This window comes from Haemophilus paracuniculus, assembly GCF_002015115.1.
In the GTDB taxonomy this organism is placed as follows: Bacteria; Pseudomonadota; Gammaproteobacteria; order Enterobacterales; family Pasteurellaceae; genus Haemophilus_E; species Haemophilus_E paracuniculus.
In genome coordinates this window covers 1-23,917 of sequence record NZ_MUYA01000003.1, presented here as the reverse complement: position 1 = coordinate 23,917, position 23,917 = coordinate 1, and the positions used below count along the sequence as shown (strand labels likewise).

26 protein-coding genes and 1 pseudogene are annotated in these 23,917 nt (G+C 46.0%); 16 read left to right on the top strand and 11 right to left on the bottom strand.

Annotation, left to right across the window (positions count from 1 at the left end; all coding sequences use genetic code 11):
* Positions 1 to 5: 5 nt before the first annotated feature.
* Positions 6 to 1,007: a dihydroorotate dehydrogenase gene (locus B0187_RS01790; protein WP_078236156.1), complete on the top strand. Its 1,002-nt coding sequence runs from the start codon at positions 6 to 8 to the stop codon at positions 1,005 to 1,007.
* 114 nt (positions 1,008 to 1,121) lie between these two features.
* Here the strand turns inward: B0187_RS01790 and clpX are convergent, their stop codons facing one another.
* Complete coding sequence (clpX, locus tag B0187_RS01785) at positions 1,122 to 2,378, bottom strand: ATP-dependent protease ATP-binding subunit ClpX (RefSeq protein ID WP_078236155.1); 1,257 nt, start codon at positions 2,376 to 2,378, stop codon at positions 1,122 to 1,124.
* Between the two features lie 2 nt (positions 2,379 to 2,380).
* Positions 2,381 to 2,965 (bottom strand): ATP-dependent Clp endopeptidase proteolytic subunit ClpP, encoded by a 585-nt coding sequence (clpP, locus tag B0187_RS01780; RefSeq protein ID WP_078236154.1) that lies wholly within the window; start codon positions 2,963 to 2,965, stop codon positions 2,381 to 2,383.
* 194 nt (positions 2,966 to 3,159) lie between these two features.
* On the opposite strand from clpP, the gene B0187_RS01775 reads away from it, so the two are divergent.
* Complete coding sequence (locus B0187_RS01775; protein WP_078236153.1) at positions 3,160 to 3,549, top strand: SufE family protein; 390 nt, start codon at positions 3,160 to 3,162, stop codon at positions 3,547 to 3,549.
* A gap of 45 nt (positions 3,550 to 3,594) precedes the next feature.
* On the opposite strand, the gene B0187_RS01770 is transcribed toward B0187_RS01775, so the two are convergent.
* Positions 3,595 to 5,475, bottom strand: coding sequence for a SurA N-terminal domain-containing protein (locus B0187_RS01770; protein WP_078236152.1), 1,881 nt, complete (start codon positions 5,473 to 5,475; stop codon positions 3,595 to 3,597).
* A 224-nt stretch (positions 5,476 to 5,699) separates the two neighbouring features.
* On the opposite strand from B0187_RS01770, the gene B0187_RS01765 reads away from it, so the two are divergent.
* The 4 genes and pseudogenes from B0187_RS01765 to B0187_RS01750 all read left to right on the top strand — a co-directional run bounded on the left by B0187_RS01765 (position 5,700) and on the right by B0187_RS01750 (position 9,086).
* The gene (locus B0187_RS01765; protein ID WP_078236151.1) at positions 5,700 to 7,013 is read left to right on the top strand and encodes a cation:proton antiporter; all 1,314 of its coding nucleotides are present in this window, start codon (positions 5,700 to 5,702) and stop codon (positions 7,011 to 7,013) included.
* 118 nt (positions 7,014 to 7,131) lie between these two features.
* Entirely contained in the window at positions 7,132 to 7,401 is a 270-nt protein-coding gene (rpsO, locus tag B0187_RS01760) for a 30S ribosomal protein S15 (RefSeq protein ID WP_005597777.1), read from the top strand.
* Between the two features lie 69 nt (positions 7,402 to 7,470).
* Positions 7,471 to 8,334, top strand: coding sequence for a DUF808 domain-containing protein (locus B0187_RS01755; RefSeq protein WP_078236150.1), 864 nt, complete (start codon positions 7,471 to 7,473; stop codon positions 8,332 to 8,334).
* Positions 8,334 to 9,086, top strand: a pseudogene (locus B0187_RS01750) (class I SAM-dependent methyltransferase). The gene B0187_RS01755 and the pseudogene B0187_RS01750 overlap by 1 nt, the downstream one beginning before the upstream one ends.
* A 220-nt stretch (positions 9,087 to 9,306) precedes the next feature.
* Here B0187_RS01750 and B0187_RS01745 read toward each other — a convergent pair.
* From B0187_RS01745 to nrfA, 8 genes are all read right to left on the bottom strand, one after another.
* Positions 9,307 to 9,594 carry a type II toxin-antitoxin system RelE family toxin gene (locus B0187_RS01745; RefSeq protein ID WP_078236149.1) on the bottom strand — a complete coding sequence of 96 codons (288 nt, stop codon included), beginning with the start codon at positions 9,592 to 9,594 and terminating at the stop codon, positions 9,307 to 9,309.
* A 9-nt stretch (positions 9,595 to 9,603) separates the two neighbouring features.
* Positions 9,604 to 9,852, bottom strand: a complete 249-nt coding sequence (locus tag B0187_RS01740; RefSeq protein ID WP_078236148.1) for a type II toxin-antitoxin system RelB/DinJ family antitoxin — start codon at positions 9,850 to 9,852, stop codon at positions 9,604 to 9,606.
* 157 nt (positions 9,853 to 10,009) lie between these two features.
* Positions 10,010 to 11,653, bottom strand: coding sequence for a chaperonin GroEL (gene groL / locus B0187_RS01735; protein ID WP_078236147.1), 1,644 nt, complete (start codon positions 11,651 to 11,653; stop codon positions 10,010 to 10,012).
* A gap of 17 nt (positions 11,654 to 11,670) precedes the next feature.
* Positions 11,671 to 11,961 (bottom strand): co-chaperone GroES, encoded by a 291-nt coding sequence (locus tag B0187_RS01730; RefSeq protein WP_078236146.1) that lies wholly within the window; start codon positions 11,959 to 11,961, stop codon positions 11,671 to 11,673.
* Positions 11,962 to 12,130: 169 nt separating this feature from the next.
* Positions 12,131 to 13,093 (bottom strand): cytochrome c nitrite reductase subunit NrfD, encoded by a 963-nt coding sequence (nrfD, locus tag B0187_RS01725; protein WP_078236145.1) that lies wholly within the window; start codon positions 13,091 to 13,093, stop codon positions 12,131 to 12,133.
* Positions 13,090 to 13,770, bottom strand: a complete 681-nt coding sequence (nrfC, locus tag B0187_RS01720; RefSeq protein ID WP_078236144.1) for a cytochrome c nitrite reductase Fe-S protein — start codon at positions 13,768 to 13,770, stop codon at positions 13,090 to 13,092. Before nrfC ends, nrfD begins: the two co-directional genes overlap by 4 nt.
* Positions 13,770 to 14,399, bottom strand: coding sequence for a cytochrome c nitrite reductase pentaheme subunit (gene nrfB, locus B0187_RS01715; RefSeq protein WP_078236143.1), 630 nt, complete (start codon positions 14,397 to 14,399; stop codon positions 13,770 to 13,772). The genes nrfC and nrfB overlap by 1 nt, the downstream gene beginning before the upstream one ends.
* A gap of 19 nt (positions 14,400 to 14,418) precedes the next feature.
* On the bottom strand, positions 14,419 to 15,921 hold the full coding sequence (gene nrfA, locus B0187_RS01710) for an ammonia-forming nitrite reductase cytochrome c552 subunit (RefSeq protein ID WP_078236142.1): 1,503 nt from the start codon (positions 15,919 to 15,921) through the stop codon (positions 14,419 to 14,421).
* A 357-nt stretch (positions 15,922 to 16,278) separates the two neighbouring features.
* On the opposite strand from nrfA, the gene ccmA reads away from it, so the two are divergent.
* The 10 genes from ccmA (at position 16,279) to B0187_RS01660 (ending at position 23,777) form a co-directional block, all read left to right on the top strand.
* A complete protein-coding gene (gene ccmA, locus B0187_RS01705) occupies positions 16,279 to 16,932 on the top strand; it encodes a cytochrome c biogenesis heme-transporting ATPase CcmA (protein WP_078236141.1) in 654 nt (217 codons plus the stop codon).
* A complete protein-coding gene (gene ccmB / locus B0187_RS01700) occupies positions 16,932 to 17,597 on the top strand; it encodes a heme exporter protein CcmB (protein WP_078236280.1) in 666 nt (221 codons plus the stop codon). The genes ccmA and ccmB overlap by 1 nt, the downstream gene beginning before the upstream one ends.
* Positions 17,598 to 17,606: 9 nt before the next feature.
* A complete protein-coding gene (locus B0187_RS01695) occupies positions 17,607 to 18,353 on the top strand; it encodes a heme ABC transporter permease (RefSeq protein ID WP_078236140.1) in 747 nt (248 codons plus the stop codon).
* A 324-nt stretch (positions 18,354 to 18,677) separates the two neighbouring features.
* Entirely contained in the window at positions 18,678 to 18,869 is a 192-nt protein-coding gene (gene ccmD, locus B0187_RS01690; RefSeq protein WP_078236139.1) for a heme exporter protein CcmD, read from the top strand.
* Positions 18,869 to 19,405 (top strand): cytochrome c maturation protein CcmE, encoded by a 537-nt coding sequence (gene ccmE, locus B0187_RS01685; RefSeq protein ID WP_078236138.1) that lies wholly within the window; start codon positions 18,869 to 18,871, stop codon positions 19,403 to 19,405. The genes ccmD and ccmE overlap by 1 nt, the downstream gene beginning before the upstream one ends.
* Complete coding sequence (locus B0187_RS01680; RefSeq protein ID WP_078236137.1) at positions 19,402 to 21,363, top strand: heme lyase CcmF/NrfE family subunit; 1,962 nt, start codon at positions 19,402 to 19,404, stop codon at positions 21,361 to 21,363. Before ccmE ends, B0187_RS01680 begins: the two co-directional genes overlap by 4 nt.
* Positions 21,364 to 21,368: 5 nt before the next feature.
* Positions 21,369 to 21,914, top strand: a complete 546-nt coding sequence (locus tag B0187_RS01675; protein ID WP_078236136.1) for a DsbE family thiol:disulfide interchange protein — start codon at positions 21,369 to 21,371, stop codon at positions 21,912 to 21,914.
* Entirely contained in the window at positions 21,914 to 22,378 is a 465-nt protein-coding gene (locus B0187_RS01670; RefSeq protein WP_078236135.1) for a cytochrome c-type biogenesis protein, read from the top strand. The genes B0187_RS01675 and B0187_RS01670 overlap by 1 nt, the downstream gene beginning before the upstream one ends.
* Before the next feature lie 3 nt (positions 22,379 to 22,381).
* A complete protein-coding gene (ccmI, locus tag B0187_RS01665) occupies positions 22,382 to 23,257 on the top strand; it encodes a c-type cytochrome biogenesis protein CcmI (RefSeq protein WP_078236134.1) in 876 nt (291 codons plus the stop codon).
* Positions 23,258 to 23,519: 262 nt separating this feature from the next.
* On the top strand, positions 23,520 to 23,777 hold the full coding sequence (locus B0187_RS01660) for a hypothetical protein (RefSeq protein WP_078236133.1): 258 nt from the start codon (positions 23,520 to 23,522) through the stop codon (positions 23,775 to 23,777).
* Positions 23,778 to 23,917 lie beyond the last annotated feature (140 nt).

Genomic DNA, 23,917 nt, shown 5'->3' with positions numbered 1-23,917 from the left:
ACACTATGCAAAAATTACAGATTAACCCACCGCTTCTCAACACCCCTTGCCCGTGGGCGAGCGATCTCGAAATGCTACAAGCCCTCTACGCCAGCCCCCATTTAGGGGCAATCACCACCCGAACGGCAATGCTAAACGGTTTCCCCCACAATCCCGATGTTAATCAATTCGTTTTATTTGAACCCACTTCCCAGCAATCTTCCCCACCCAACCAAATTAGCCAATTTCCCACACAAAACGCCAGTTTAAACACCATCGGATTTAGCCCCTACACCCTCAATGATTATCTCGGATTTATCCAAACCATTGCCGAAACCAACCCAGACAACCTCAAAACCGTGATAGTTTCCGTAACCGGCACGCCCGAAGAAGTGGCGGAAGCCTATCAGCGAGTGAACGCCTTTTCCGCCCGCGTGTCGATGCCGATTGCAATGGAAATCAACCTCTCTTGCCCGAATATCCCTGGCAAAGTCTCGCCCGCCTACGATCAAACGGAACTGCTCAGTTACTTGAGTGCCTTAAAAACGCAAATCGACCAACTCAAACAGCAAGGGCAAGATCACGCCATTGCGGTCGGGATTAAAACACCGCCATTCACTTATCAAGAGCAGTTCGACACCTTTATCCACGCCCTCGTGCAATTTTCCCAACAAAACGACCGCTTGCCATTCTGCTACATCGCATCCACCAACACCCTCGGCAGTTCGTTGTTGATGAACCACGAAGATTTACCCACCGCCGTGTTGAACTCAATGACTGGCACGGGCATTGGCGGAATGGCTGGATCGGCAATCCACCCGCTTTCCCTCGGCAACGTTTACACCCTACGCCAAATGCTCAACCAGCACGAAGCCCTCAAATCGATTCAGATACTCGGCGTGGGCGGTGTCAGCGACATTCACGGCTACCGCCGAATGAAAGCAGTCGGGGCGGATTTTGTCGGCATCGCCACCGCCATCGGCGTGAAAGGCATTGCGGTTTTTGAGGAAATTCATTTGCAAATGTAAACGAGCTTAAAACTTGCAAAAATCCTACCGCTTGCAAGCGGTAAGATTTTGGAAAATTTTCCCATAAAAAAAGCACGTTGGCGTTGGCTAACGTGCTTTTCTTTTAAGGGGAAATTATTCAATCGTTGGCTTTTCGCCTTTTTCTACACAGGCTTTATGCACGATGACTTTTTTCGCATTGAGGGACGGTAAATCGTACATCGTATCTAGCAACAAGTTTTCAACGATAGAACGCAGCCCCCTTGCCCCTGTTTTGCGGGCGATGGCTTTTTGGGCGATGGCGATCAATGCCTCTTGCTCAAATTGCAGTTCCACGCCTTCCATTTGGAACAGGGCTTGATATTGCTTGATGATCGCATTTTTCGGTTCGGTCAGAATACTGATCAGGGCTTTTTCGTCCAATTCTTCCAAAGGGGTAACCACAGGCAGACGCCCGATTAGCTCGGGGATCAAGCCGAATTTCACCAAATCTTCTGGCTCAACTTGTTTGAATAATTCGGTCAGATCTTCACGATCTTTATCCTTTTTCAATTCCGCACCAAAGCCGATGCCGCCTTGTTTGTTGGTGCGACTTTCCACGATTTTATCCAAACCCGCAAAAGCCCCGCCACAAATGAACAGGATTTTTGAGGTATCAACGGGAATGGTTTCGCTTTTCGGGTGTTTACGGCTGCCCTGCGGGTTGATATTCGCCACTGTGCCTTCCACCAATTTCAATAAGGCTTGTTGCACGCCCTCGCCCGAGACATCACGGGTTAAGGACGGATTTTCCGATTTGCGAGTGATTTTGTCGATTTCATCAATGAAAATAATGCCTCGCTCGGCTTGTTCCGCATCGAAATCGCATTTCATCAACAATTTTTGGATCACGTTTTCCACATCTTCCCCCACATAACCTGCTTGGGTGAGGGTGGTGGCATCCGCCACTGCAAACGGCACGTTCAAACGGCGAGCTAAGGTTTCAGCGAGCAAAGTTTTACCGCTACCCGTTGGACCGATCAGCAAAATGTTACTTTTGCCTAGCTCAACACCGCCCGTTTCTTGATGTCCTGATAACGCATTTTTTAACCGCTTGTAATGGTTGTAAACCGCCACCGACAGCACTTTTTTCGCGTGATTTTGCCCGATCACATATTCATCTAAATGGGCGTGAATTTGGTGTGGGATTGGCACATTTTCAAAGAACGCAGGTTCGCTTTTTTCTTCGGCTTTTTCTGCGTTTTGTGGATCGTCTTGGCTATGTAGCAGGGCGTAAGATTCGTCAATACATTCGTTACAAATATGCCCTTCCGTGCCTTCGATCATATATTGCACTTCATTACGGCGTTTGCCACAAAATCCGCAATGGGGTTGTTTTTCAAAATCGCTCATTGTTATCCTCTTTCGGTCAGCACTTTGTCGATCAAGCCATAGGCTTGGGCTTCTTCCGCCGACATAAAATTATCCCGCTCGGTATCCGCCATTACTTTTTCAAATGGCTGATTGCTGTGCTCTGCCATACGGCGAGTGAGGGTCTCTTTTAATTTCAAAATTTCTTGGGCGTGGATTTGAATATCGGTCGCCTGACCACGATAGCCGCCCAAAGGTTGATGGATCATCACACGGGCGTGAGGTAACGCAAAGCGTTTGCCTTTCGCCCCACCCGACAGCAAAAACGCCCCCATTGAGCAAGCCTGCCCGATGCAAAGGGTGCTGACATCTGGCTTGATGAAATTCATTGTGTCGTAAATCGCCAAGCCTGCGGTTACTACGCCCCCTGGTGAATTGATGTAAAGATGAATATCTTTTTCAGGATCTTCGGATTCTAAAAACAGTAATTGTGCCACGATTAAATTCGCCATACGGTCTTCCACTTCGCCGTTGAGGAAAATAATTCGCTCTTTTAATAATCGTGAATAAATATCGTAGGATCTTTCGCCTTTTGAGGTCTGCTCGACCACCATTGGAATTACACTCATTTTTGTTCCTTATCATCGTGAAAAAACGGCACATTCTACCAAACTTTCACAAAATATCATTAACAACAAGCGGGTAGATTGCTAAAATTCTTGCTCGCCCTCGCCCGTTTACGGGAGAGGGACAGAAATTGACTTCGTATAGAAGTCAATTTCAGGGAGAGGGAAATTTAATATCATAAGTTAATATCAAAAAAATGCATTTTACCGAAATTCAAACCGCTTTTGAAAATTGCCAATCTTGGGAAGAAAGATACCGCTTGTTGGTGCAACTGAGCCGCCAACTGCCGAAATTAAGTGAAGATCAACTATCGGAATTGCCCGAAATTGAGGGGTGCGAAAGCCGATTGTGGTTTCAATTTGAAGCCGAACCTCGCCAAATTTTCGCATTTAGCGATGCTCGTTTAATGCAAGGGATTTTGCAGATTGTGCAAACCCTTTTGCTCGAAACGCCCACGGAAAAACTGGCGGAATTGGATTTACAAGGGGTGTTTAATCAGCTCAAAATCAGCCAAAACCTCACCCAAACTCGCCTCAATGGCTTGGCGGAAATTCAGCGGATTGTGCAAAACGCCATTCGCCCATAAAAAAATGCCTCGTTTAACGAGGCATTTTTGCGATGTGCTGACCGATTATTTTTCTGTATTCGGTAAATTTTGATCGAGGAAATCTTGGTTCACATCAATCGAAGCACGGGAACGCAAATCTTGCAACAAGTTTTGGCGTAAGTTCTCTTGATTAGCTCGATCAAAGCCCGCTTCCACCGCTTTGAATTGCTCTGGGTTGCCGTCCACCACTTTATCAAGGGCAACGATCAACACATCGCCTTGGCTGTTGCGAGCCACTTGATAGGTCGGCTTATCCGTTGGTTTCGCCATTGCAAATACGGTTGGGGTTAAGATCGGCTGATCCGCAAGGGCTTTCAAATAAACGAGATCCTGCGTTTCGCCAAAGGTAACGCCTTCGGCTTTGCCCTCGTTCAAGGCTTTGAGCTGCTGCTCGGCACGCTCGGTTAAGGCTTTTTCCGCTTTTTCACGTTTGAGCATTGTTTCAATTTGCGCTTTCGCCTCGTCTAAGGTTTTTTCACGCTCTGGCTGATATTCGCTCACACGCACAAACATTGTGCGTTGCTGATCCCCCTCGCTCAAATCAATCGCTTCGGAATTTTGCGCGTTTTGACGCAATTCCCCCTCAAATAAAGCGTTGAGAATTTTGTCGTTTTTCAATGCTTCTGGCACATTATCACGGGTAAAGGCTTCGGTTTTTTGCACCGCTACCCCACCTGCTTTCGCCACTTCGGCAAGGGACGTGGTGTTTTCAAAGGCTTTGTTCGCCATTTCACGGGTAACGTTGGCGTATTCGGTTAATTCCAACTCTTTACGCACGATTTGAGCGATTTGCTCTTTCACTTGGGCGAGTGGAATGGTGGTTGAATCTTTACGCTCTAACACTTTGATGATGTGGTAAGCCCCGTCCACTTTCACAGGTTGGCTGACTTGCCCTACGGCTAATTTTGCTGCCGTTTCTTCAAACGCCGCTGGGAACACGCCTGCTTTCGCCCAGCCTAAATCGCCCCCTTGGCTGGCGGAAAGTTTATCCGCTGATTTTTGCTCGGCAAGTTTGGCGAAATCTTCGCCGTTTCGTACCGCTTGTTCAATCGCTTGGGCTTCTTTTTCGTCCGCCACTTGAATGTGAGCTAAGCGAGATTCCCCATTAGTGGTAAATTGATCGAGGTTTTTATCGTAGTAGGTTTGAATTTGCTCATCGCCCACTTGCACCTTGCTTTCCACCTCTTTCGGGGTAATGGTAACGTATTCCACCGTCAATTTTTCAGGGGCAAGTAATTTGGTTTTATTGGCATCATAGAACGTTTGCATTTCCGCTGGCGAAACCGTTTGAGCCTGCATTTCTGCCGCAAGCGGGTAGTTTGCTAAACGAATTTGGCGTTGTTGGAACAGCAATTTCGCCAATAAATTTTGTTGAGCTGGCACGCTGAAATCGCTGTTTACGATCCCCTCTTGAATTTGTGCAAATAATAAGCCCTCACGCACCACGTTCGCGTAGCCGTCTGCGGTTAAGCCACTGTTACGCAAGGTTTGCAAATAGAGATCGTTATTGAATTTGCCGTCTTGTTGGAAATAAGGGCTATTGACGATTTCCGCTTTGATTTGATCCGCTGAAATGCCTAATTTGAGATCGCTGGCATATTGACGCAATAATTCATCGTTGATCAAATTATCCAAAATGCCTTGATTGAACGATTTGGCGTATTCTGGGGTTTCCATTAAATCCCAAAATTTCGCCCCAAGTTGTTGATTTAATTGCGTTTCTTGCTGTCTTTTTAAATTGTTGAACGCCTGTTGGGAAACTTCTTCGCCGTTTACTTTTACCACCGAATTGTTGCCGCCAATCAAGCCGCCGCCGATGCCACCCAACACGAAAGAGAGGGAAACCAACGCAAAAATCACTTTAAAAACAGGACCGTTCGTCCGTTCGTGCCATTTTTCAATCATTGTTTATTCCTAAATTTAGACAAAAATTGTCGGCAATTATAAAGGAAAGTTGTGCGTTATCAAAAGTGATAATCGGCATTTTGTGAAAATTCGCCAAAATCTTACCGCTTGCCCACCAAAAATCAGGGATTTCCGCTTTCATTTTGGGGAAAAATTTGTTTTAATTTCCGCCTTGTTCCGCCACCCAATGCGGCACAATTTTTTGATTTCTGAAAGGATTACCTATGGGTATTTACGCATACATCTGTTTTCTCTCGGCACTCGCCATTTTACTCGGTTTTATCACAAGCAAAATCAGCGATAAAGTGCAATCCACCATTGCAATTACCGCTTCCGCGATGGTTTGTTCCATTCTCGTTTGGATTTTAGGTTCACTCGGCTTATTCAACATTGACACCATTGCCACCAACGTAATGGAACAGATCGACTTCAAAAGTTTCTTGTTAAACGGGATTTTAGGCTTCTTGCTCTTTGCGGGATCGCTCGGGGTAAAATTGCCGATTTTGAAAGATCAAAAATGGGAAATCGCCATTTTCGCCCTGTTTTCCACCCTTGCGTCCACTTTCTTGATTGCAGGGGCGATTTATTTGATCGCCAACTTAATCGGTTTGCCGATTGATTTCATTTACTGCGTGGTGTTCGGGGCGTTAATTTCGCCCACCGACCCGATTGCGGTGTTAGCCATCATCAAAAACTTACGCGCCCCAAAACGCCTTTCAATGCAGGTTGAGGGGGAATCGCTGTTCAATGACGGCGTGGGTTTAGTGATTTTCGTAACCGTCTTTGCGGTGGCGTTTGGCGGTCAAGAAGCCAGTTTCACGGGCATTATGGGCTTGTTCTTGCACGAGGCAATTGGTGGGATTTTATTCGGTTTCGTCCTCGGATTTATCGCCCATATTTTAATTTCGTCCACTGATGACGGTAGTATGGAAATCCTGCTTACCCTCACCATTCCAACTGCGGGCTTTATGTTCGCCAACAATGTATTAGCGGTGTCGGGGGCATTAGCTATGGTGGTGTCAGGGATTATGATCGGCAACTGGACTCGCCGTTCAGGCTTTTCCGAACAGAGCCAACGTTACCTCGATCACTTCTGGGAAATGATCGACCACTTCCTCAACTCGTTGCTGTTCTTCTTAATCGGCTTCGCCCTGTTGTTGGTGGATTTCAACATCTACGGCATTATCCTAATGGTGGTGGCAATTCCTGTTTGTTTAGCGGCTCGCTATTTCAGCCTCTGGATGCCTTACCGTGCAATGCAACAAGTTCGCACCTACAACCCTTACACCCTCAAAATTATGACGTGGGGTGGCTTGCGTGGTGGCTTGGCGTTGGCGATGGCTCTCTCAATTCCAGCCAAAACCGCTTTTGTCGGCGATGGGATTGATGTGAAAGAAATTATCCTTGTGATGACCTATTCGGTGGTAATGTTCTCGATTTTGGTACAAGGCTCAACGGTTGAACCAATGATCCGCAAATCGAAACAGGTTGATCCAAACCGCGAGGAATACTTACAACCAAGCAATTCTTCCCACTAACGTGAAGAAATTGCTTGATAAGCGGTCGGATTATCATTAAAATCCACACTTCCTGTCGTAGCTGGATTAGAGATCGGCTATTGATGTATTTTTAACCTCACTTTACGGAGTAAATAAAATGTCTCTAAGCGTAGAAGCAAAAGCAAAAATCGTGGCTGAATTTGGTCGTGATGCAAAAGATACGGGTTCATCAGAAGTGCAAATCGCACTTTTAACCGCTCAAATCAACCACTTACAAGCACACTTTGCTGAGCACAAAAAAGATCACCACGGTCGTCGTGGTTTATTACGTATGGTTTCACGCCGTCGTAAATTATTAGACTACCTCAAACGTACTGATCTTGCTAAATACTCAGAAACTATCGCACGTTTAGGTTTACGTCGCTAATTTCCGAACAAAAAACAACCGAGCTTAGGCTCGGTTTTTTATTTCTACCCTTTATTTTAGGAAAGCAAAATGGCATTCGCTTCACTTTTTACCCTACTTGATGACATCGCCACCGTGCTAGACGATGTGGCAATAATGACCAAAGCCGCCGCCAAGAAAACCGCAGGCGTAATCGGCGATGATCTCGCCCTCAACGCCAACCAAGTGAGTGGCAAAGAGATCAAACCCGAGCGAGAACTACCTATCGTTTGGGCGGTGGCAAAAGGCTCTTTTATCAACAAATTGATTTTGATTCCTCTCGCTCTGTTGCTCTCGGTTTATCTGCCAATGGCAATTACCCCCTTGCTAATGATCGGCGGAGCTTATCTCTGTTTTGAGGGTGTGGAAAAGTTACTGCATAAATTGCTACATAAAGCGGATAATGGTCAAACGGAAGTCAGTACCCTTTCAGAACAAGATAAAATCAAAGGGGCAATCCGCACCGATTTTATCCTTTCCGCGGAAATTGTGATTATCGCCCTCGGCGTGATGCAAGAATCCGCCTTACTCACCAAAATTTTAACCCTTTCTGCGATTGGGATCGGCATTACCATTTTTGTTTACGGGCTGGTTGGCTTGATCGTCAAATTAGACGACATCGGTTTATGGCTACTCAACAAAAAAAGCCGCCTCGCACAAGCGGTCGGCAACGGCATTTTACGCATTATGCCGTGGGTAATGAAAACCCTCTCGGTGGTCGGCACCATTGCAATGTTCCTCGTGGGCGGCGGTATTTTCTCGCACTATGTGCCACAAATTCATCACTTTATCGCCAACCTGAATTTAAACCCTGCTATCGCACCGCTTGCCGACCTCGTGCTAGGCGTGATTATCGGGGCGATTGTATGTGCCGTGGTATTACCGTTAATCAAAGTATTCAGTAAAAAAGCCTAATGAAAACAAGCATTTACGACACCCCCATTTTCTTTGAACGCTACCAGCAACTTCGCCAAAACCCGATCAGCCTGAATGAAGTGGTGGAAAAACCGACAATGTTCTCACTGCTGCCCGACCTCAACGGCAAAAAAGTGTTGGATCTCGGTTGTGGCACGGGGGTGCATTTGCAGCATTATTTGGCTTGCGGGGCGAAAAAAGTGGTGGGGTTGGATCTATCTGCTTTGATGTTAAAACAGGCGGAAAGCAACCTCATCGCACAGGGCTACACGGCGGAACATTTCCGCCTACATTGCTTGCCAATGGAACAGCTAGACCAAATTCCCGAACAAGATTTTGACCTGATTACCAGTTCATTCGCCTTTCATTATGTGGCGGATTTTGCCGATCTAGTCGCCAAAATTTCCGCCAAACTGACCGCTTGTGGCACGCTGATTTTCTCGTAAGAACACCCGATTGTAACCTGCTATCGGCAGGGCAACCGCTGGGAAAAAGATGAGCAAAAACAACAAGTTGCCTACCGTTTAAACTATTATCGAGACGAAGGCGAACGGGATCGCAGTTGGTTTCAACAGCCATTCAAAACCTATCACCGCACCACCGCCACCATTCTCAATCAACTGATCCAAGCAGGTTTTGAAATCCAACAAATCGAAGAACCAATGCTCGCCACCCAACCCGAATGGCACGCCGAATTTAAAGACCTACAACACCGCCCACCGTTGTTGTTCGTCAAAGCAAACAAGCGGTAGGATTTTGGGAAAATTCTGCGGTCTGGGTCGCGAGCATCGCGACCCTACGTAGGGACGCCACGCTGGCGTCCTTGCTTTCCATTTGAAATTAACGAATCTGCTCAACGCAAAATGACGGGGAAATGTTTTTCGAACAAAAATTTAAAATGTGAGGAAATTTTATATTTGATCTTTGCTGTACAACAATCCTACCCCTTATTTAAACCGAGATTAACCATCACTAAATTCGGGTTAAAGCTGTATCGTAAACTTCGTTATCGGCTCGGCGACCTACGGTCAAAAGCAAAATATAAATTTCATCATCATTCACTTGATAAATTAACCGAACACCTGCTTTTTTCAGCTTAATTTTATAGCATTGATGCAATTCACCACCCAACCGATTTTTAGGAATGTGTGGATTTTCAACCACTTTATCTAATTTCTTGCGTAATTGCTGTTTAACCGCTGGGTCAAGTTTAGCTAATTCAACCACAAAATCCTCGTGAACTTTGATTGAATAAGCCATTGTAATGCCCTATGAAAAAAGCTCGTCTAAGGTCGTTTCTTTGATTTTATCCGTCTCGGCTAACCGCTTTTTGACCAAAGCATAAAGATCCGCATCTTCATCAGACACAATAATCTGCTTCATCGGCATTTTGCCCGTGTCCGCCACATACGCCAAAAAAGTACGAATGGCATCAGATGGGGTAACGCCTAATTTATCAAACGCCAAAAAGGCTTGTTGCTTGATTGCATCATCAACACGGATATTTAAATTTGCCATATTTACCTCACTATTTTTTGTGTAATGTAAAACAAACGTAAAACAAAGGCAATCTTTCTTTATGTAAAGGGTAAAATTAAAAAAAATCCTACCCCTTGCAAAAACAAAAACGCCACTGATTTCTCAGTAGCGTTTTCTATTTTTGGGGAAAGAGCGATTACATCATTCCGCCCATTCCACCCATACCGCCCATTCCGCCGGCGAGGTCGGCTTTGTCGTCTTTCGGTAGGTCGGTGATCATACATTCGGTGGTGATCATCAAGCCTGCGATAGAAGCGGCGAATTGTAACGCTGAACGGGTTACTTTGGTTGGGTCGAGGATACCCATTTCGATCATATCGCCGTATTGCTCGGTTGCGGCGTTATAGCCGAAGTTGCCGCTGCCGTCTTTCACGTTGCGAGCTACCACTGAGGCTTCTTCGCCTGCGTTGGTTACGATTTGGCGTAATGGGGCTTCCATTGCACGCAAGGCAAGTTTGATCCCCACATTTTGCTCTTCGTTGTCGCCTTTGAGGCTTGCCGCCACTTTGCTTGCCGCACGCACAAGGGCTGTACCACCACCTGCTACGATACCTTCTTCCACCGCCGCACGGGTCGCGTGAAGTGCATCATCAACACGGTCTTTCTTCTCTTTCATTTCAACTTCGGTCGCTGCACCGACTTTGATAACTGCCACACCGCCAGCGAGTTTCGCCACACGTTCTTGCAATTTCTCTTTGTCGTAATCCGAAGTTGATTCTTCGATTTGCTGACGAATTTGAGCCACACGAGCTTTGATTTGTGCTTCATCACCCACGCCGTCAATAATGGTGGTGTTATCTTTTGAGATCACTACACGTTTCGCTTGACCAAGCTCTTCGAGGGTCGCTTTCTCTAATTCCATACCGATTTCTTCGGAAATCACTGTGCCAGCGGTTAAGATCGCAATATCTTGCAACATTGCTTTACGGCGATCTCCAAAACCAGGGGCTTTCACCGCCGCCACTTTCACGATACCACGCATTGTGTTCACCACGAGGGTCGCTAACGCTTCGCCCTCAATATCTTCGGCGATGATTAACAACGGTTTACCTGCTTTTGCGACCGCTTCAAGCACTGGCAAAATCTCACGGATATTGCTGATTTTTTTGTCCACCAACAAAATGTACGGATTATCTAATTCCACTGTGCCAGCTTCTGGTTTATTGATGAAATATGGCGAGAGATAGCCACGGTCAAACTGCATACCTTCCACTACGGCTAATTCATCGTCTAAGCCCGTGCCGTCTTCCACGGTGATCACGCCCTCTTTGCCTACTTTTTCCATCGCTTGGGCGATCAATTTACCCACCGAATTATCTGAGTTGGCTGAAATTGTGCCGACTTGCTCGATCTCTTTTGAGGTTTCGCACGGTTTAGAGAGCGATTTCAATTCCTCAACCACCGCAGACACCGCTTTATCGATCCCACGTTTAAGATCCATCGGGTTCATACCTGCCGCAACGGCTTTCAAGCCCTCGTTCACAATAGCTTGGGCTAACACGGTCGCCGTAGTTGTACCGTCCCCTGCCGCATCATTCGCTTTCGAGGCAACTTCTTTTACCATTTGAGCGCCCATATTCTCGAATTTGTCTTCTAATTCGATCTCACGAGCCACCGAAACACCGTCTTTGGTAATGGTCGGCGCGCCAAAGGCTTTATCTAACACCACATTACGACCTTTCGGGCCAAGGGTTACTTTTACTGCATCGGCTAAAACATTCACGCCTTTCAACATTTTACCGCGTGCATCGTTACCAAATTTTACGTCTTTTGCTGCCATTTTGTTGTCCTCTCAAATTATTCTACAATCGCCAAAATATCGTTTTCAGAAAGAATTAACACCTCTTCGCCGTCAATTTTCTCTGTTTTCACGCCATAACCTTCATTGAAAATCACCACATCGCCCACTTTCACCGCAAGCGGTTGGATTGCACCATTTTCCAACAAACGACCATTGCCCACCGCAATCACTTTACCTCGGGTAGATTTAGTCGCTGCCGACCCCGTTAAAACGATCCCACCAGCGGATTTCGTTTCAACTTCTTCACGTTTTAAAATTACTTTATCGTGTAATGGACGAATACTCATTGTTTGTTCCTCTTAGTAAAAACTTTGTGCCAAACCGCACAACGAGCCACTATATAAAGCCAAATTTTGGGCTTTCAAGGGGGGATGGGGAAAATTTTTAAAAATCCTCCCCCTTGCAATGGATAAAAACAAGGGACGCATTGCGTCCCTTTATTTCGATCATTCGTATTTATCCCGCTATCGTCATCTGCCCTGCGTAGAGGATAAACAGACGCAAGCAGAGGATGCCGAATAAGCCGCAGCTGGCGAGGGCGATGATAAAGCCTTTGCTGTGTTTGAGCTTGTCGTTGGCAAGTTGGTTGGTGAGGAATGGGAAAATTAAGCCGATACCGACTATGCACACCCAGAAAATCGTTCCCCAGAATCCTGTGAGGGCGTTTACCGCAGAGAGGGTTTTCGCACCGCCACCGTAGTATAAGCCCACGAAGAAGCAGAATAGCACCACCATTTCCACCAACACGGTTGGGGTTTCGATTTTGTGCAGGAAATGCACTTCATCGGAATGGGTGGATAGTTTGCCTACGGTTAAAATCGCGATCAACAGTGCGGCGACGCCTGATGAAGCCCCTGAAACCAAAAAGAGGATTGGTAAAACAGGGTTGTTCAGCATTGGGTAACTGACGAGTGCTGAAAGTAGGAAACCTGTGTAAGCCCCCAGCACCACGGCGAGGAAGAGCAAGAATAATTCAATTGGGTTGATGAATTTTTCTGCGATGCCGAGCCATTTCACCACAAAACCGAGTTTTGGCACGAAGCGGTTGATTAAACAAGCGATCAGATCTTTGAAAATAATCGCCAGCCAAAGGAAGATCACCGCCATATAAACTTGGAACATCATTACGCCCATCGACATAATGGAATTGAACTGGTAGTTAAACATTAAGTACCAGAATGTCCAAGGTTTAGTGAGGTGGAAGATCAAAATCAATAAACCAAGGGTTACTGACCCAGGGGCAAGCACCGCTGTTGAGCGAATCAGCCAATTTTCACTTGGCTTTTCGAGTTTACGGCTACGCTTGTAAAGCACCGCTAAAATGGTTGTGCCAGAAGCGATCCCTAATAAAAAGAGGTAGATCGCAATGGTGTAATCCCACACGAGATTGGGCGTTTGAAAAGGAACATAGTCGTTCATCGTCTTGGCTCTCCGTGTTCAAATGGGACGTGATATAAATTCGGTTCGGTGCCGAGTTCCACTTTGGTGCGGTAAACGGGTTTTTCTTTGACGAGGCGAGCGATTTCGCTGTTTGGATCGTTCATATCGCCAAAAGTTAATGCTTTGGTTGGGCAAGCCTCAACGCAAGCGGGTTGTTTTCCTTGTGCCAAGTTGGTATCACGACAGAAGTTACATTTATCCGCCGATTTTTTCTCTGGGTGGATAAAGCGGACACGATACGGACAAACGGCAATACAGTATTGACAGCCAACGCAGAGATCGGGATTTACATCAACGATCCCCGTTGATTTATCAATGTAAGACGCCCCCGTTGGGCAAACGCTCACACAAGGGGCGTTCGAACAATGTTGGCAGGATTGACGGTAAAATTCGTATTTGACGTTTGGAAATTCGCCATAAGGCTCGCTGCGGATAATTTCTAAGCGAGAAACACCCTCTGGCACTTTGTTGGTTTCACGACAAGCGTCCATACAAGCGGTACAGCCGATACAAGACTGCTCATCGTGCAACATCGCATAGCGAATAGGTTTTTTTTCGTCTGCGGCTAAGGCGATTGATCCCGTGGCAACCCCTGTGGTTGCCACGATAGCGATTGCACCTGCACCCGAGACGAAATCACGGCGAGAGCAACTCATTATTTTTCTTCCTTAGCAGGTTCAGCTTGTTGGCTTTTTTGTTGATGAATGTTGGTGTGGCAATCAACGCAGAGTTTCACGCGTTGTTTTTGCCCAATCCCTTTCATCGGTTCTTTGTCTGGGTGAACTTTGTGGCAGTTGGTACAAGTGATTTTTGCTGCGTGCGTATCGTGAGCCCAGAAGGTTTCACGCAATTTGGTTGGATTGTGGCACGCAAAGCAGACTTGATTTTGTTCTGCAACACTACGTTCGAGTAATGGATTTTTCGCTTTATTTTCGAGTGAGCTAAAACGCATTACATCTTTCACACCCTTACGGTGATCTTCGGAAATATTGCCGTGGCAACTGACACAGTTAAGCGGTTTACTATTGTTAGGGCTAACCGTATCCTTTTGGAAGTGCTTACCTGCGTGTTGGAAATTTTCCATATTGGAAACGTGGCAGTTCACACAATAGGTATTCGGATCACGGCGAGCATCTTCGGCAATGGTTTTGCCGTCCACATTCGCAAGGGGATCTGTCCACATCGGTTTTGGCTGCGATGGCATTTCTGCCACCGCAACGGACATTGCGAAAAAACTGCCTAAAACGACCGCTTGTTTAGCGATTTTTGCGAGAAAATTTTTCATTTGAACCTCAACTTAGCGATTATTTCGCATCGGCTGGATCAGCGATTAAGCCTTTTTTCTTCGCTTCGGCTTCCCATTGTGGTACGACTGTGCGTAAGAATTCCGCTTTCTCACGGTTTTCTTTTTCCATATCAATACCCATTACTTTTTGTGCCTTTTCACGGGTTGAAATATCTGGAATTTGAACAGGGGTTGCGACACCACGTTTGGTTAAGACCACACCCAATTTCGCACGAGCGTCTGCGGCACGGTCGATACCTGTGGCGATAATGCGTAAGGTTTCATCTGGGGCGTGCATATAGCTACCGTGTCCTGCGGCGGCGAAGTCCCAACGCCATTGTGCGTGGCGGATCGCTTGCAAGATCTCTTTCATTTCGTCTTCGGTTGCACCAGCGTCCCAAGCTGCTTTCGCTTCAAAGTGAGCTTTCACTAATTGATCTTCTAGACGAATGATCGCATCTTTGATTTTTTTCTTATGATCTTGAACACGGGTTTGTAAGGTTTCTTTGCTTTGTTCGTGGCAAGTTTTACAAGTGCTGTCAAAGGCATCAAACGGATTGCCGATTTTGTGATCGGTAAAGATTTTGCCGTCTTTGTCTTTTACTTTCGGCATATGGCAGTCCACACAAGTTACGCCGTTTTTACCGTGCGTACCCATTGACCAAATTTCAAAGTCTGGGTGTTGTGCTTTCAACATTGGTGCTTTTGAAAGGGAATGTGTCCAGTCAGAGAAGTTGATTTCATCGTAGTATTGCTCAATGCTATCCACATCAACGCCTTTATCCCACGGGAAGGTAACTTCTTTGGTTTTGCCTGCGAAATAGTATTCCACGTGGCAGTTTGCACACACAGCGGCACGTTTGCCGAATTTATCTAAGTCTTCAAACTTCCAGCCAACGGTATTTAACGCTCGCAAAACGTGAGGACGAGCAATGCGTAACGCAGGTTTACCCTCTTTAAATTCTTGCGAACCTGTATCGTGGCAGTCGGCACAACCGATAGGATTAACGATTTCAGAGCCATATTTCGCCCATTTCGCACCGAAATAGCCGTCTTCGCCTTTTTCAGAAATCATACGAGCCACATCAGGGCTTTTACACGTCCAGCACGCCATTGGCATTGGGCCATCGTTCTCATTTTTTGGTGCACCCGTACGCAAAATTTCACGCACATCGGTTACGGCGTAGTAGTGTCCACGCGGTTTGTTATACTCTTTTGAGAACGCATAACCGCCCCAAAGCACCACATAGCGTGGATCTTGTTCTAAGGCACTGCTACGGTCGGTGGATTCGGAAGTGGCTTTCCAAGTGTTATATTGCAACGGAAATTCTTTGGCAAATTTCTCGTTTACCGATTCCACTTTAATTGGATTTGCTTCGCGTTTTACCGCTTTGTCTGTTGCCGTTTCGACTTTTTGAGTGTCATCGGTTGCTGGTGCAGGTTTTTCTTCTGCCCATACAGATTGCATACACCCCAACATCGCAATCGTTGCCATTGCTAGGCTTTTTGTTAAACGTTTCACGTTTTATTCCCCCAATGAAAGGTCTATTAAAATGAGAATGTTTCTTATTTAATTTAATAAGAGACGAATATAAAGAAAGGTAGGATAAGGGTATTTTAAAATTAGGGTTTTAGCTATCAAAAAATGATAAATAGTTGAATTAGATCAAACTTTATTGAACAAGTGTGTAACAAACAATCTACATTTATATTTTATCGGTTAAAATAAAAGAGTTATTTAGGTAAAAATAGCCTATTTATTTTAGGGATTTTGTGAGCCATTATCGCAAAATCCATTTATTTTGATTGATGATAATGTGATTACTAAATTGGGTGGCTATGTTAAAATCGCCCCCCTTTTTTCAGCGAATGATTTGTGATGAGCCAACTTAATCAATTACAACTGAACGACATTGCCTGCCAACGGGGCGATAAACTGCTGTTTCAAGGGCTAAATGCCACTTGGCAAGCGGGTAGTTTTGTGCAAATTGAGGGGCATAACGGCATTGGTAAAACTAGCCTTTTACGCATTTTGGCGGGGCTGGCTCGTCCATTGGCGGGCGATGTGAGCTGGAATGGCTTGGCAATTCATAAAAATCGGGAAGAATATCATCACAATTTGCTCTATTTAGGGCATCAAGCGGGAATTAAGCCCGAACTGACCGCTTGGGAAAATTTACGCTTTTATCAGCAAATCAGCCAAAGCGAACAGGGCGATGAAATTTTATGGCAAAGCCTTGAAAAAGTCGGCTTGATTGGGCGAGAAGATTTGCCCGCCAGCCAACTTTCCGCAGGGCAACAAAAACGCATTGCGTTGGCTCGGTTATGGATTTCCAAAGCCCCTTTATGGATTTTAGACGAGCCATTTACGGCGATTGATAAAACAGGGGTAAAACTACTCACAGCACTGTTTGAAAGCCACGCGAAACAAGGCGGTATCGTGATTTTAACCAGCCACCAAGAGATTGAAAGTTCGCAACTGAAAAAAGTGAATCTCGCTCAATTTCAGCCTCTACAAGGGGGTGGATTATGATGATTTTCAGTAAAATTATTCAGCGAGAGCTACAAATCGCGTGGCGGAAGCAGGCGGAATTATTGAATCCATTATGGTTCTTTTTGATCGTATTAACCCTCTTTCCGTTGGTTGTCGGCCCAGATCCGAAATTATTGGCAAAAATTGCCCCTGGGATTGCGTGGGTGGCGGCGTTGCTCTCGGCGTTACTCTCTTTTGAACGCTTATTCCGTGATGATTTTATGGACGGCTCGCTCGAACAGCTAATGCTCACGGCTCAACCCCTCGCTTTGACGGCACTCGCCAAAGTGATCGCCCATTGGCTTTTAACGGGTGTGCCGTTGATTTTGTTATCGCCGATTGCTGGCTTGTTGTTGTCGTTAGAATTTAATTTATGGTTAGCCTTGGTGCTAACTCTGTTGGTCGGTACACCGATTTTAAGTTGCATCGGGGCAATCGGGGTGGCTTTAACTGTCGGGCTTCGCAAAGGCGGGGTGTTGTTGAGCTTGCTGGTTGTGCCGTTATTTATCCCCGTGTTAATTTTCGCTGCGTCTGTGTTGGACGCCGCCAGTTCCAATTTCCCCTATCACGGGCAATTGGCGATTTTGGGGGCAATGTTAGTGGGGGCGGTTACGCTATCCCCCTTTGCGATTGCGGCAGCGTTACGAATTAGTTTAGAACAATAAGGAAAATGTATGTGGAAGTGGTTACACCCTTACGCCAAATCTGAAACACAATACCGCTTGTGCGGTAAATTTATGCCGTTTTTTGCGGTATTAACCGCCCTATTATTGGGCGTGGGGCTAGTTTGGGGCTTGGCTTATGCCCCAGCCGATTATCAACAGGGCAATAGTTTCCGTATTATGTATGTACACGTTCCCACGGCGATTTGGTCGATGGGCGTTTACGCCTCAATGGCAGTGGCGGCGGTAGTTGCCCTCGTGTGGCAAATCAAACAGGCTCATGTGTTTATGATTGCTACTGCACCTATTGGGGCAGTGTTTACCTTTTTAGCCCTTGTAACAGGGGCAGTGTGGGGCAAGCCAATGTGGGGAACTTGGTGGGTGTGGGACGCTCGCTTAACCTCAGAATTGATCCTGCTTTTCCTCTATTTAGGCATTTTAGCCCTTTACACCGCTTTCCAAGATCGGGCAATGGGGGCAAAAGCGGCGGGGATTTTGTGCATTGTCGGCGTGATCAACTTGCCGATTATTCACTTTTCGGTGCAATGGTGGAATACCCTACATCAAGGGGCGAGCATTACCAAATTTGAAAAGCCGTCCATTGCCACCCCAATGTTAATTCCATTGATTTTATGTATTTTCGGCTTTTTAGCCCTCTATATTTGGCTTTCGCTGGTGCGTTATCGGGTGGAATTACTCAAAGAAGATCGCAAACGCCCGTGGGTGCGTGAGTTGGCGAGCAAAGGTGGAAATTTTTAGAAATCCTACCCCTTGTAGTTCTACTTTTCTTTGCTTCGCCAAAGAAAAGTAGCAAAAGAAAGGCGACCCCGAGCATTTTGCTTTTGTTTCGCTTGTTTCTAATTTCTGCGGTCAATTTGTAAACTCGCCTACTGAGTAGGCTCAAACAGTACAAATTGACCTTGAAATTGACGAAACCGCTCAACGCAAAATGACGGGGGGATTTATTCGAGCAATGGTTTGAAATTTTTGAAAATATAAGGTAGATGCTAAAAGGTGGAAATTTTTAGAAATCTTACCCCTTGTAATTGGGTTTATTATTAAATTAAAGAGACGGAGTGAATGATGTTTTTTCAATCGTGGAGTGAATTTTGGGCAATGGGGGGCTACGGTTTTTACGTTTGGCTTTCCTACGGCATTTCATTGCTCACTATTGTGATTTTGATCGCCCAAAGTGTGCGAGGCAAGAAAAAAGTGTTTGAGAGCGTTCGCCGTGAACAACAGCGGGAACAGCGTTTAGCAAGAGGGCAATCGTAATGAATCCAAGACGTAAATCTCGTTTATCGTTAATTTTATTTGTACTACTCGGTATCAGCGTTGCGGCGGGCTTGATGCTTTACGCATTACGTCAAAATATCGACCTATTTTACACCCCGTCTGAAATTATCTACGGTAAAGAAAACGACCCTAGCACCAAACCCGAAGTGGGACAACGTATCCGTGTGGGCGGAATGGTGGTTACAGGTTCGGTGGTGCGTGATCCGAAAAGCCTCAAAGTGCGTTTTGATCTGAACGATATCGGACCTGCGATCAGCGTGGAATATGAAGGGATCTTGCCTGATCTCTTCCGTGAAGGGCAAGGCATTGTGGCACAAGGGGTGTTGAAATCGCCAACTTTGTTAGAAGCCACGGAAGTGTTGGCGAAACACGATGAAAACTATGTACCACCAGAGCTTGATGAACAGATGAAAAAAGCCCACAAACCAATGGGCGTATCGGATTTGAAAAACGAAAGTGAGCGAGATCGAGCCGAAAAAGCTCGTCAAGCCAGTGAGAAAGAAGGTCAAAAATGATTGCGGAATTAGGAAATTATAGCCTCGCCCTTAGCTTGGCGATTGCGGTGCTTTTGACCATTTTCCCACTTTGGGGGGCGGCGAAAGGCAACTCGCAACTGATGGCGTTAGCTCGCCCAATGACGTTTGGCTTATTTTTAAGCCTCACGCTCTCTTTTGCGTGCCTGTTTTACCTGTTTGCGGTAAATGATTTTAGCGTCAAATATGTGGCAACCAACTCAAACAGCACCTTGCCATTACAATACCGCTTGTCAGGCGTGTGGGGGGCTCACGAGGGATCGTTATTACTCTGGATCTGGCTACTCGCCTGTTGGAGTGCGGCGGTGGCGTTGTTCAGTAAACAGTTGCCACGGGAAGCGGTTGCTCGCGTTCTGGGCGTTCTCGGCTTGGTAACGCTGGGCTTTTTGATCTTTATTTTATTTACCTCAAATCCCTTTACCCGCACTTTCCCTGATTTCCCTGTGGACGGGCGTGAATTGAATCCGTTGCTACAAGATGTGGGCTTGATTTTCCACCCGCCGCTGCTCTATATGGGCTATGTAGGGTTCTCGGTGGCGTTTGCGTTCTCAATTGCCTCATTGATGTCGGGAAAATTGGACACCGCTTGGGCGAGATGGTCTCGTCCGTGGACAATGGCGGCGTGGATTTTTCTTACCCTTGGGATCGTGCTTGGCTCTTGGTGGGCGTATTACGAACTCGGCTGGGGCGGTTGGTGGTTCTGGGATCCAACGGAAAACGCCTCGCTAATGCCGTGGTTAGCAGGAACGGCGTTACTGCACTCGCTGGCGGTAACGGAAAAACGTGGCTCATTCAAAACCTGGACGGTGCTACTCGCCATTCTGGCGTTTTCGCTCTGTTTGGTTGGCACGTTCTTGGTGCGTTCGGGGATTTTGGTTTCGGTACACGCTTTCGCTTCAAACCCAACCCGAGGCTTGTATATTTTGGCGTATTTAGTGGTCGTAATCGGTGGCTCACTCGCCCTTTATGCCTACAAAGGTAGCCAAATTCGTTCCCGTGATAATGCGGAACGCTATTCCCGTGAAACAATGTTGCTCGCCAACAACTTGTTGTTAATGGCGGCGTTGGTGGTGGTGTTCTTAGGCACTTTGTTACCGCTGGTGCATAAGCAGTTAGGATTAGGGACGATCTCTATCGGTGCCCCATTCTTCGATAGAATGTTCCTGTTAATTATGATCCCATTTGCACTATTTTTGGGAATCGGACCCCTTGTAAAATGGCGGCGTGATCAGGTTTCGCATATTCGCAAACCTGTGATTGTTAGTCTTATCATTATGTTGATTGCTGGTTTTGGCTTGCCATATTTACTGCAAGACGGCGTTACCGTCAGTGCGGTGCTAGGGATTATGATGGCGGTATTTATCGTCTGCTTATCTCTCTACGAATTGCATAAACGAGCTACCCACCGTGAATCCTTTTTCGTTGGCGTGCGAAAAATTTCCCGTTCTCATTGGGGAATGGTGTTGGCTCACTTAGGTTTAGCGATGAGCATTTGGGGCGTTGCCTTTACTCAAAATTACAGCATTGAACGTGATGTGCGAATGAATATTGGCGACACCACCAACATTGCAGGTTACGATTTTACCTTTGTCGGATTAAGCGATGCGGACGGCCCGAACTACACGGGTGGCAAAGCCCAAGTCGATGTGGCTCGCAACGGTAAATTAGAGGCAAGTTTATTTGCGGAAAAACGTTTTTACACCGTGAGTAAAATGCCAATGACCGAAGCCGCGATCGACTGGGGTTTCAGCCGTGATATTTATGTGGCGTTAGGCGAAAAATTTGAAGATGATTCGTGGGCGTTGCGTTTGTATTACAAACCATTCGTGCGTTGGATCTGGATCGGCGGCTTATTTATGGCTCTCGGCGGATTGCTCTGTATGCTTGATCGCCGTTATCGCTTTGGGGCGTTGCTCAATAAAAATCGTAATGAGGCGTAATCGTTATGAATAAAAAACTCTATTTACCTTTAATTATTTTTGTTGCCGTGTGTGTGGCGTTTTTCGTGCAACTGCAACGCAACGCCGAGGGCAACGACCCTCGTGCCTTGGAAAGTGCGTTAATCGGCAAGCCCGTGCCGAGCAAAATAATGTACGATTTGTTTGAAAATAAAGAGTACGACAACAAACTCTTTCAGCAAGGCAAACCGATTTTGCTTAATGTGTGGGCGACTTGGTGTCCGACTTGTTATGCAGAACATACTTACCTCAATAAATTAGCGGATCAAGGGATCACCATTGTTGGGGTGGATTACAAAGACGACACCCAAAAAGCGATCAAATGGCTGAAAGATCTCGGCAACCCTTATCAAGTGGTGCTGAAAGATGAAAAAGGGGCTTTTGCCTTTGATCTCGGGGTTTATGGTGCGCCAGAAACCTTTATTGTGGATAAAGACGGCATTATTCGTTACCGCCACACGGGCGATGTGAACGACAAAGTGTGGAACGAAAAATTACTGCCGATTTACAACCAACTGTTAGGGCAAAAATAATGAAAAAACTGACCGCTTGTTTACTGCTTTTGTTGAGCGTATCCGCCGTTGCCACCATTGAGGTGGTGGAATTTAACTCGCCGCAACAAGAGCAAGATTACCGTGCTTTGATTCAAGAATTGCGTTGCCCGCAGTGCCAAAATAACAACATTGCCGATTCCAACGCCACCATTGCCACCGATATGCGTGCCAAAGTGTTGGAATTATTGAAAGAGGGCAGAACCAAGCAAGACGTTACCAACTATATGATCGAACGCTACGGCAATTTCGTTACCTACGATCCGCCCGTTACCGCTGGCACGATCATCTTATGGATCGCCCCGATCCTAATGTTACTGTTTGGCTTCGGCTTTTTATGGCGAAGAAAATCCCAGCCCAAAGCCCAACAAGCGGTCAGTTCCGCTGAAATTTTAACAGACGAACAAAAACAGCGTCTCAACGCATTATTAAAAGACAAGGAATAACCGATGATACTCTGGTTTTTTATCGCTTTAATCACGCTCGTGATGCTGGCGATCTGCTTTTATCCCCTGTTCCGCCCAATGCCAACAGGCGAGGGGGTAAAACGGGAAGAATTAAATAAAGCCTTTTATTTCAACCGCTTACAAGAATTAGAGCGAGACGAACAGCTCGGGCTATTAGAAAATAGCCAACAGCTCAAAACGGAATTGCAGCAATCTTTATTGCAAGATATTCCGAGTGAACAAGCACAAACAAAACAAACGGCGTTTAACCCGAAAATCGCCTTAGGTGCAGGGGTATTTTTGCTGATTTTAATGGCAGGGGCGACTTACCTCAAAGTTGGCTCGCCACAAGCCGAAATGATGATGAGCAAAACCTACCAGAAATTGCCCTATTTCTTCGATCAACTAAAAGCAGGAAAAGAGCTAAGTGAAAGCGAATTGCAACAATTCAGCACCGCCTTACGCCTCAAATTGCAAGATGAACCGAATAACGCCGCAATGTGGTCGTTACTCGGCAAAATCGCAATGCAAGGGGAAAAATGGCAACTCGCCCTCGATGCGAACGAACAAGCCAACAAACTTGAACCCGATAATGTCGATTACAAAATCGAATACGCCCGCATTTTGGTCTTTTCCTCAGAAAAAGAGGACAAAGAGAAAGGGCTGGAACTACTGAAACAGGTGGTGCGAAAAGATCATTCCAACATCGAAGCCTTGAATTTATTGGCGTTCCAATATTTTGAAGCGGAAGATTACAAAATGGCAGCCCTCACTTGGGCAATGGTGCTAAAACTAATGCCCGCCGATGACCCTCGCGTGCCTGTGATTGAACGCAGTATCCAAACCGCCCGAGAGTCGCAAAAGGCGAATGAAAAATAAGGCTTTTCGCTAAATTTTCCCCTTACAAGGGGTAGGATCTTCTAAAATTTAGCCCCCTACCCCCTGCTACGCAGGGTACTTCCCCCGCTTGCGGGGGAAGTGGTCGAGCAACGCGAGACCGAAGGGGGAAAAATAAATGCAAGGGGCAAGATCTTAATAAAAACCCACATCAAGTTACCGCTTGGTGTGGGTTTTTCGTTGTACTATGATAAATCCTGTTATATATTCCTTTTAGAGAGTAACCACGAAAAAAGAGGGAAAAATGGATGTGATTATTTGGTGTAGCATTTTATACTACTGCCGTCATCTTATAGTGTTAATACTGTTTTTAGCTTTATGCAGTGCTGGTATTTATTATATCGGCAACACTGTTATTGAGTTTGATTATCTAATTGCAGTTATCATTGTCGCTTTCCTTTTTACTCTTTTTGCACTGTATTTGTTGTTAAAAATCATCTTTGATCCGCATTTGACCCGCAAACAAAAATGGGATCGAGCATTTGGGAAATACGAAGATTGATATAAATTATTTTATAGTTAAAAGTCCGCAAATTTAAAAATTGTGGGCTTTTTATTTTATGAGAGAAAAATGAAATGATGAGCTCTTCCCCCGTTTACGGGGGAAGTATCGCCGTAGGCGAGGTAGCAACTGTGTTCCCT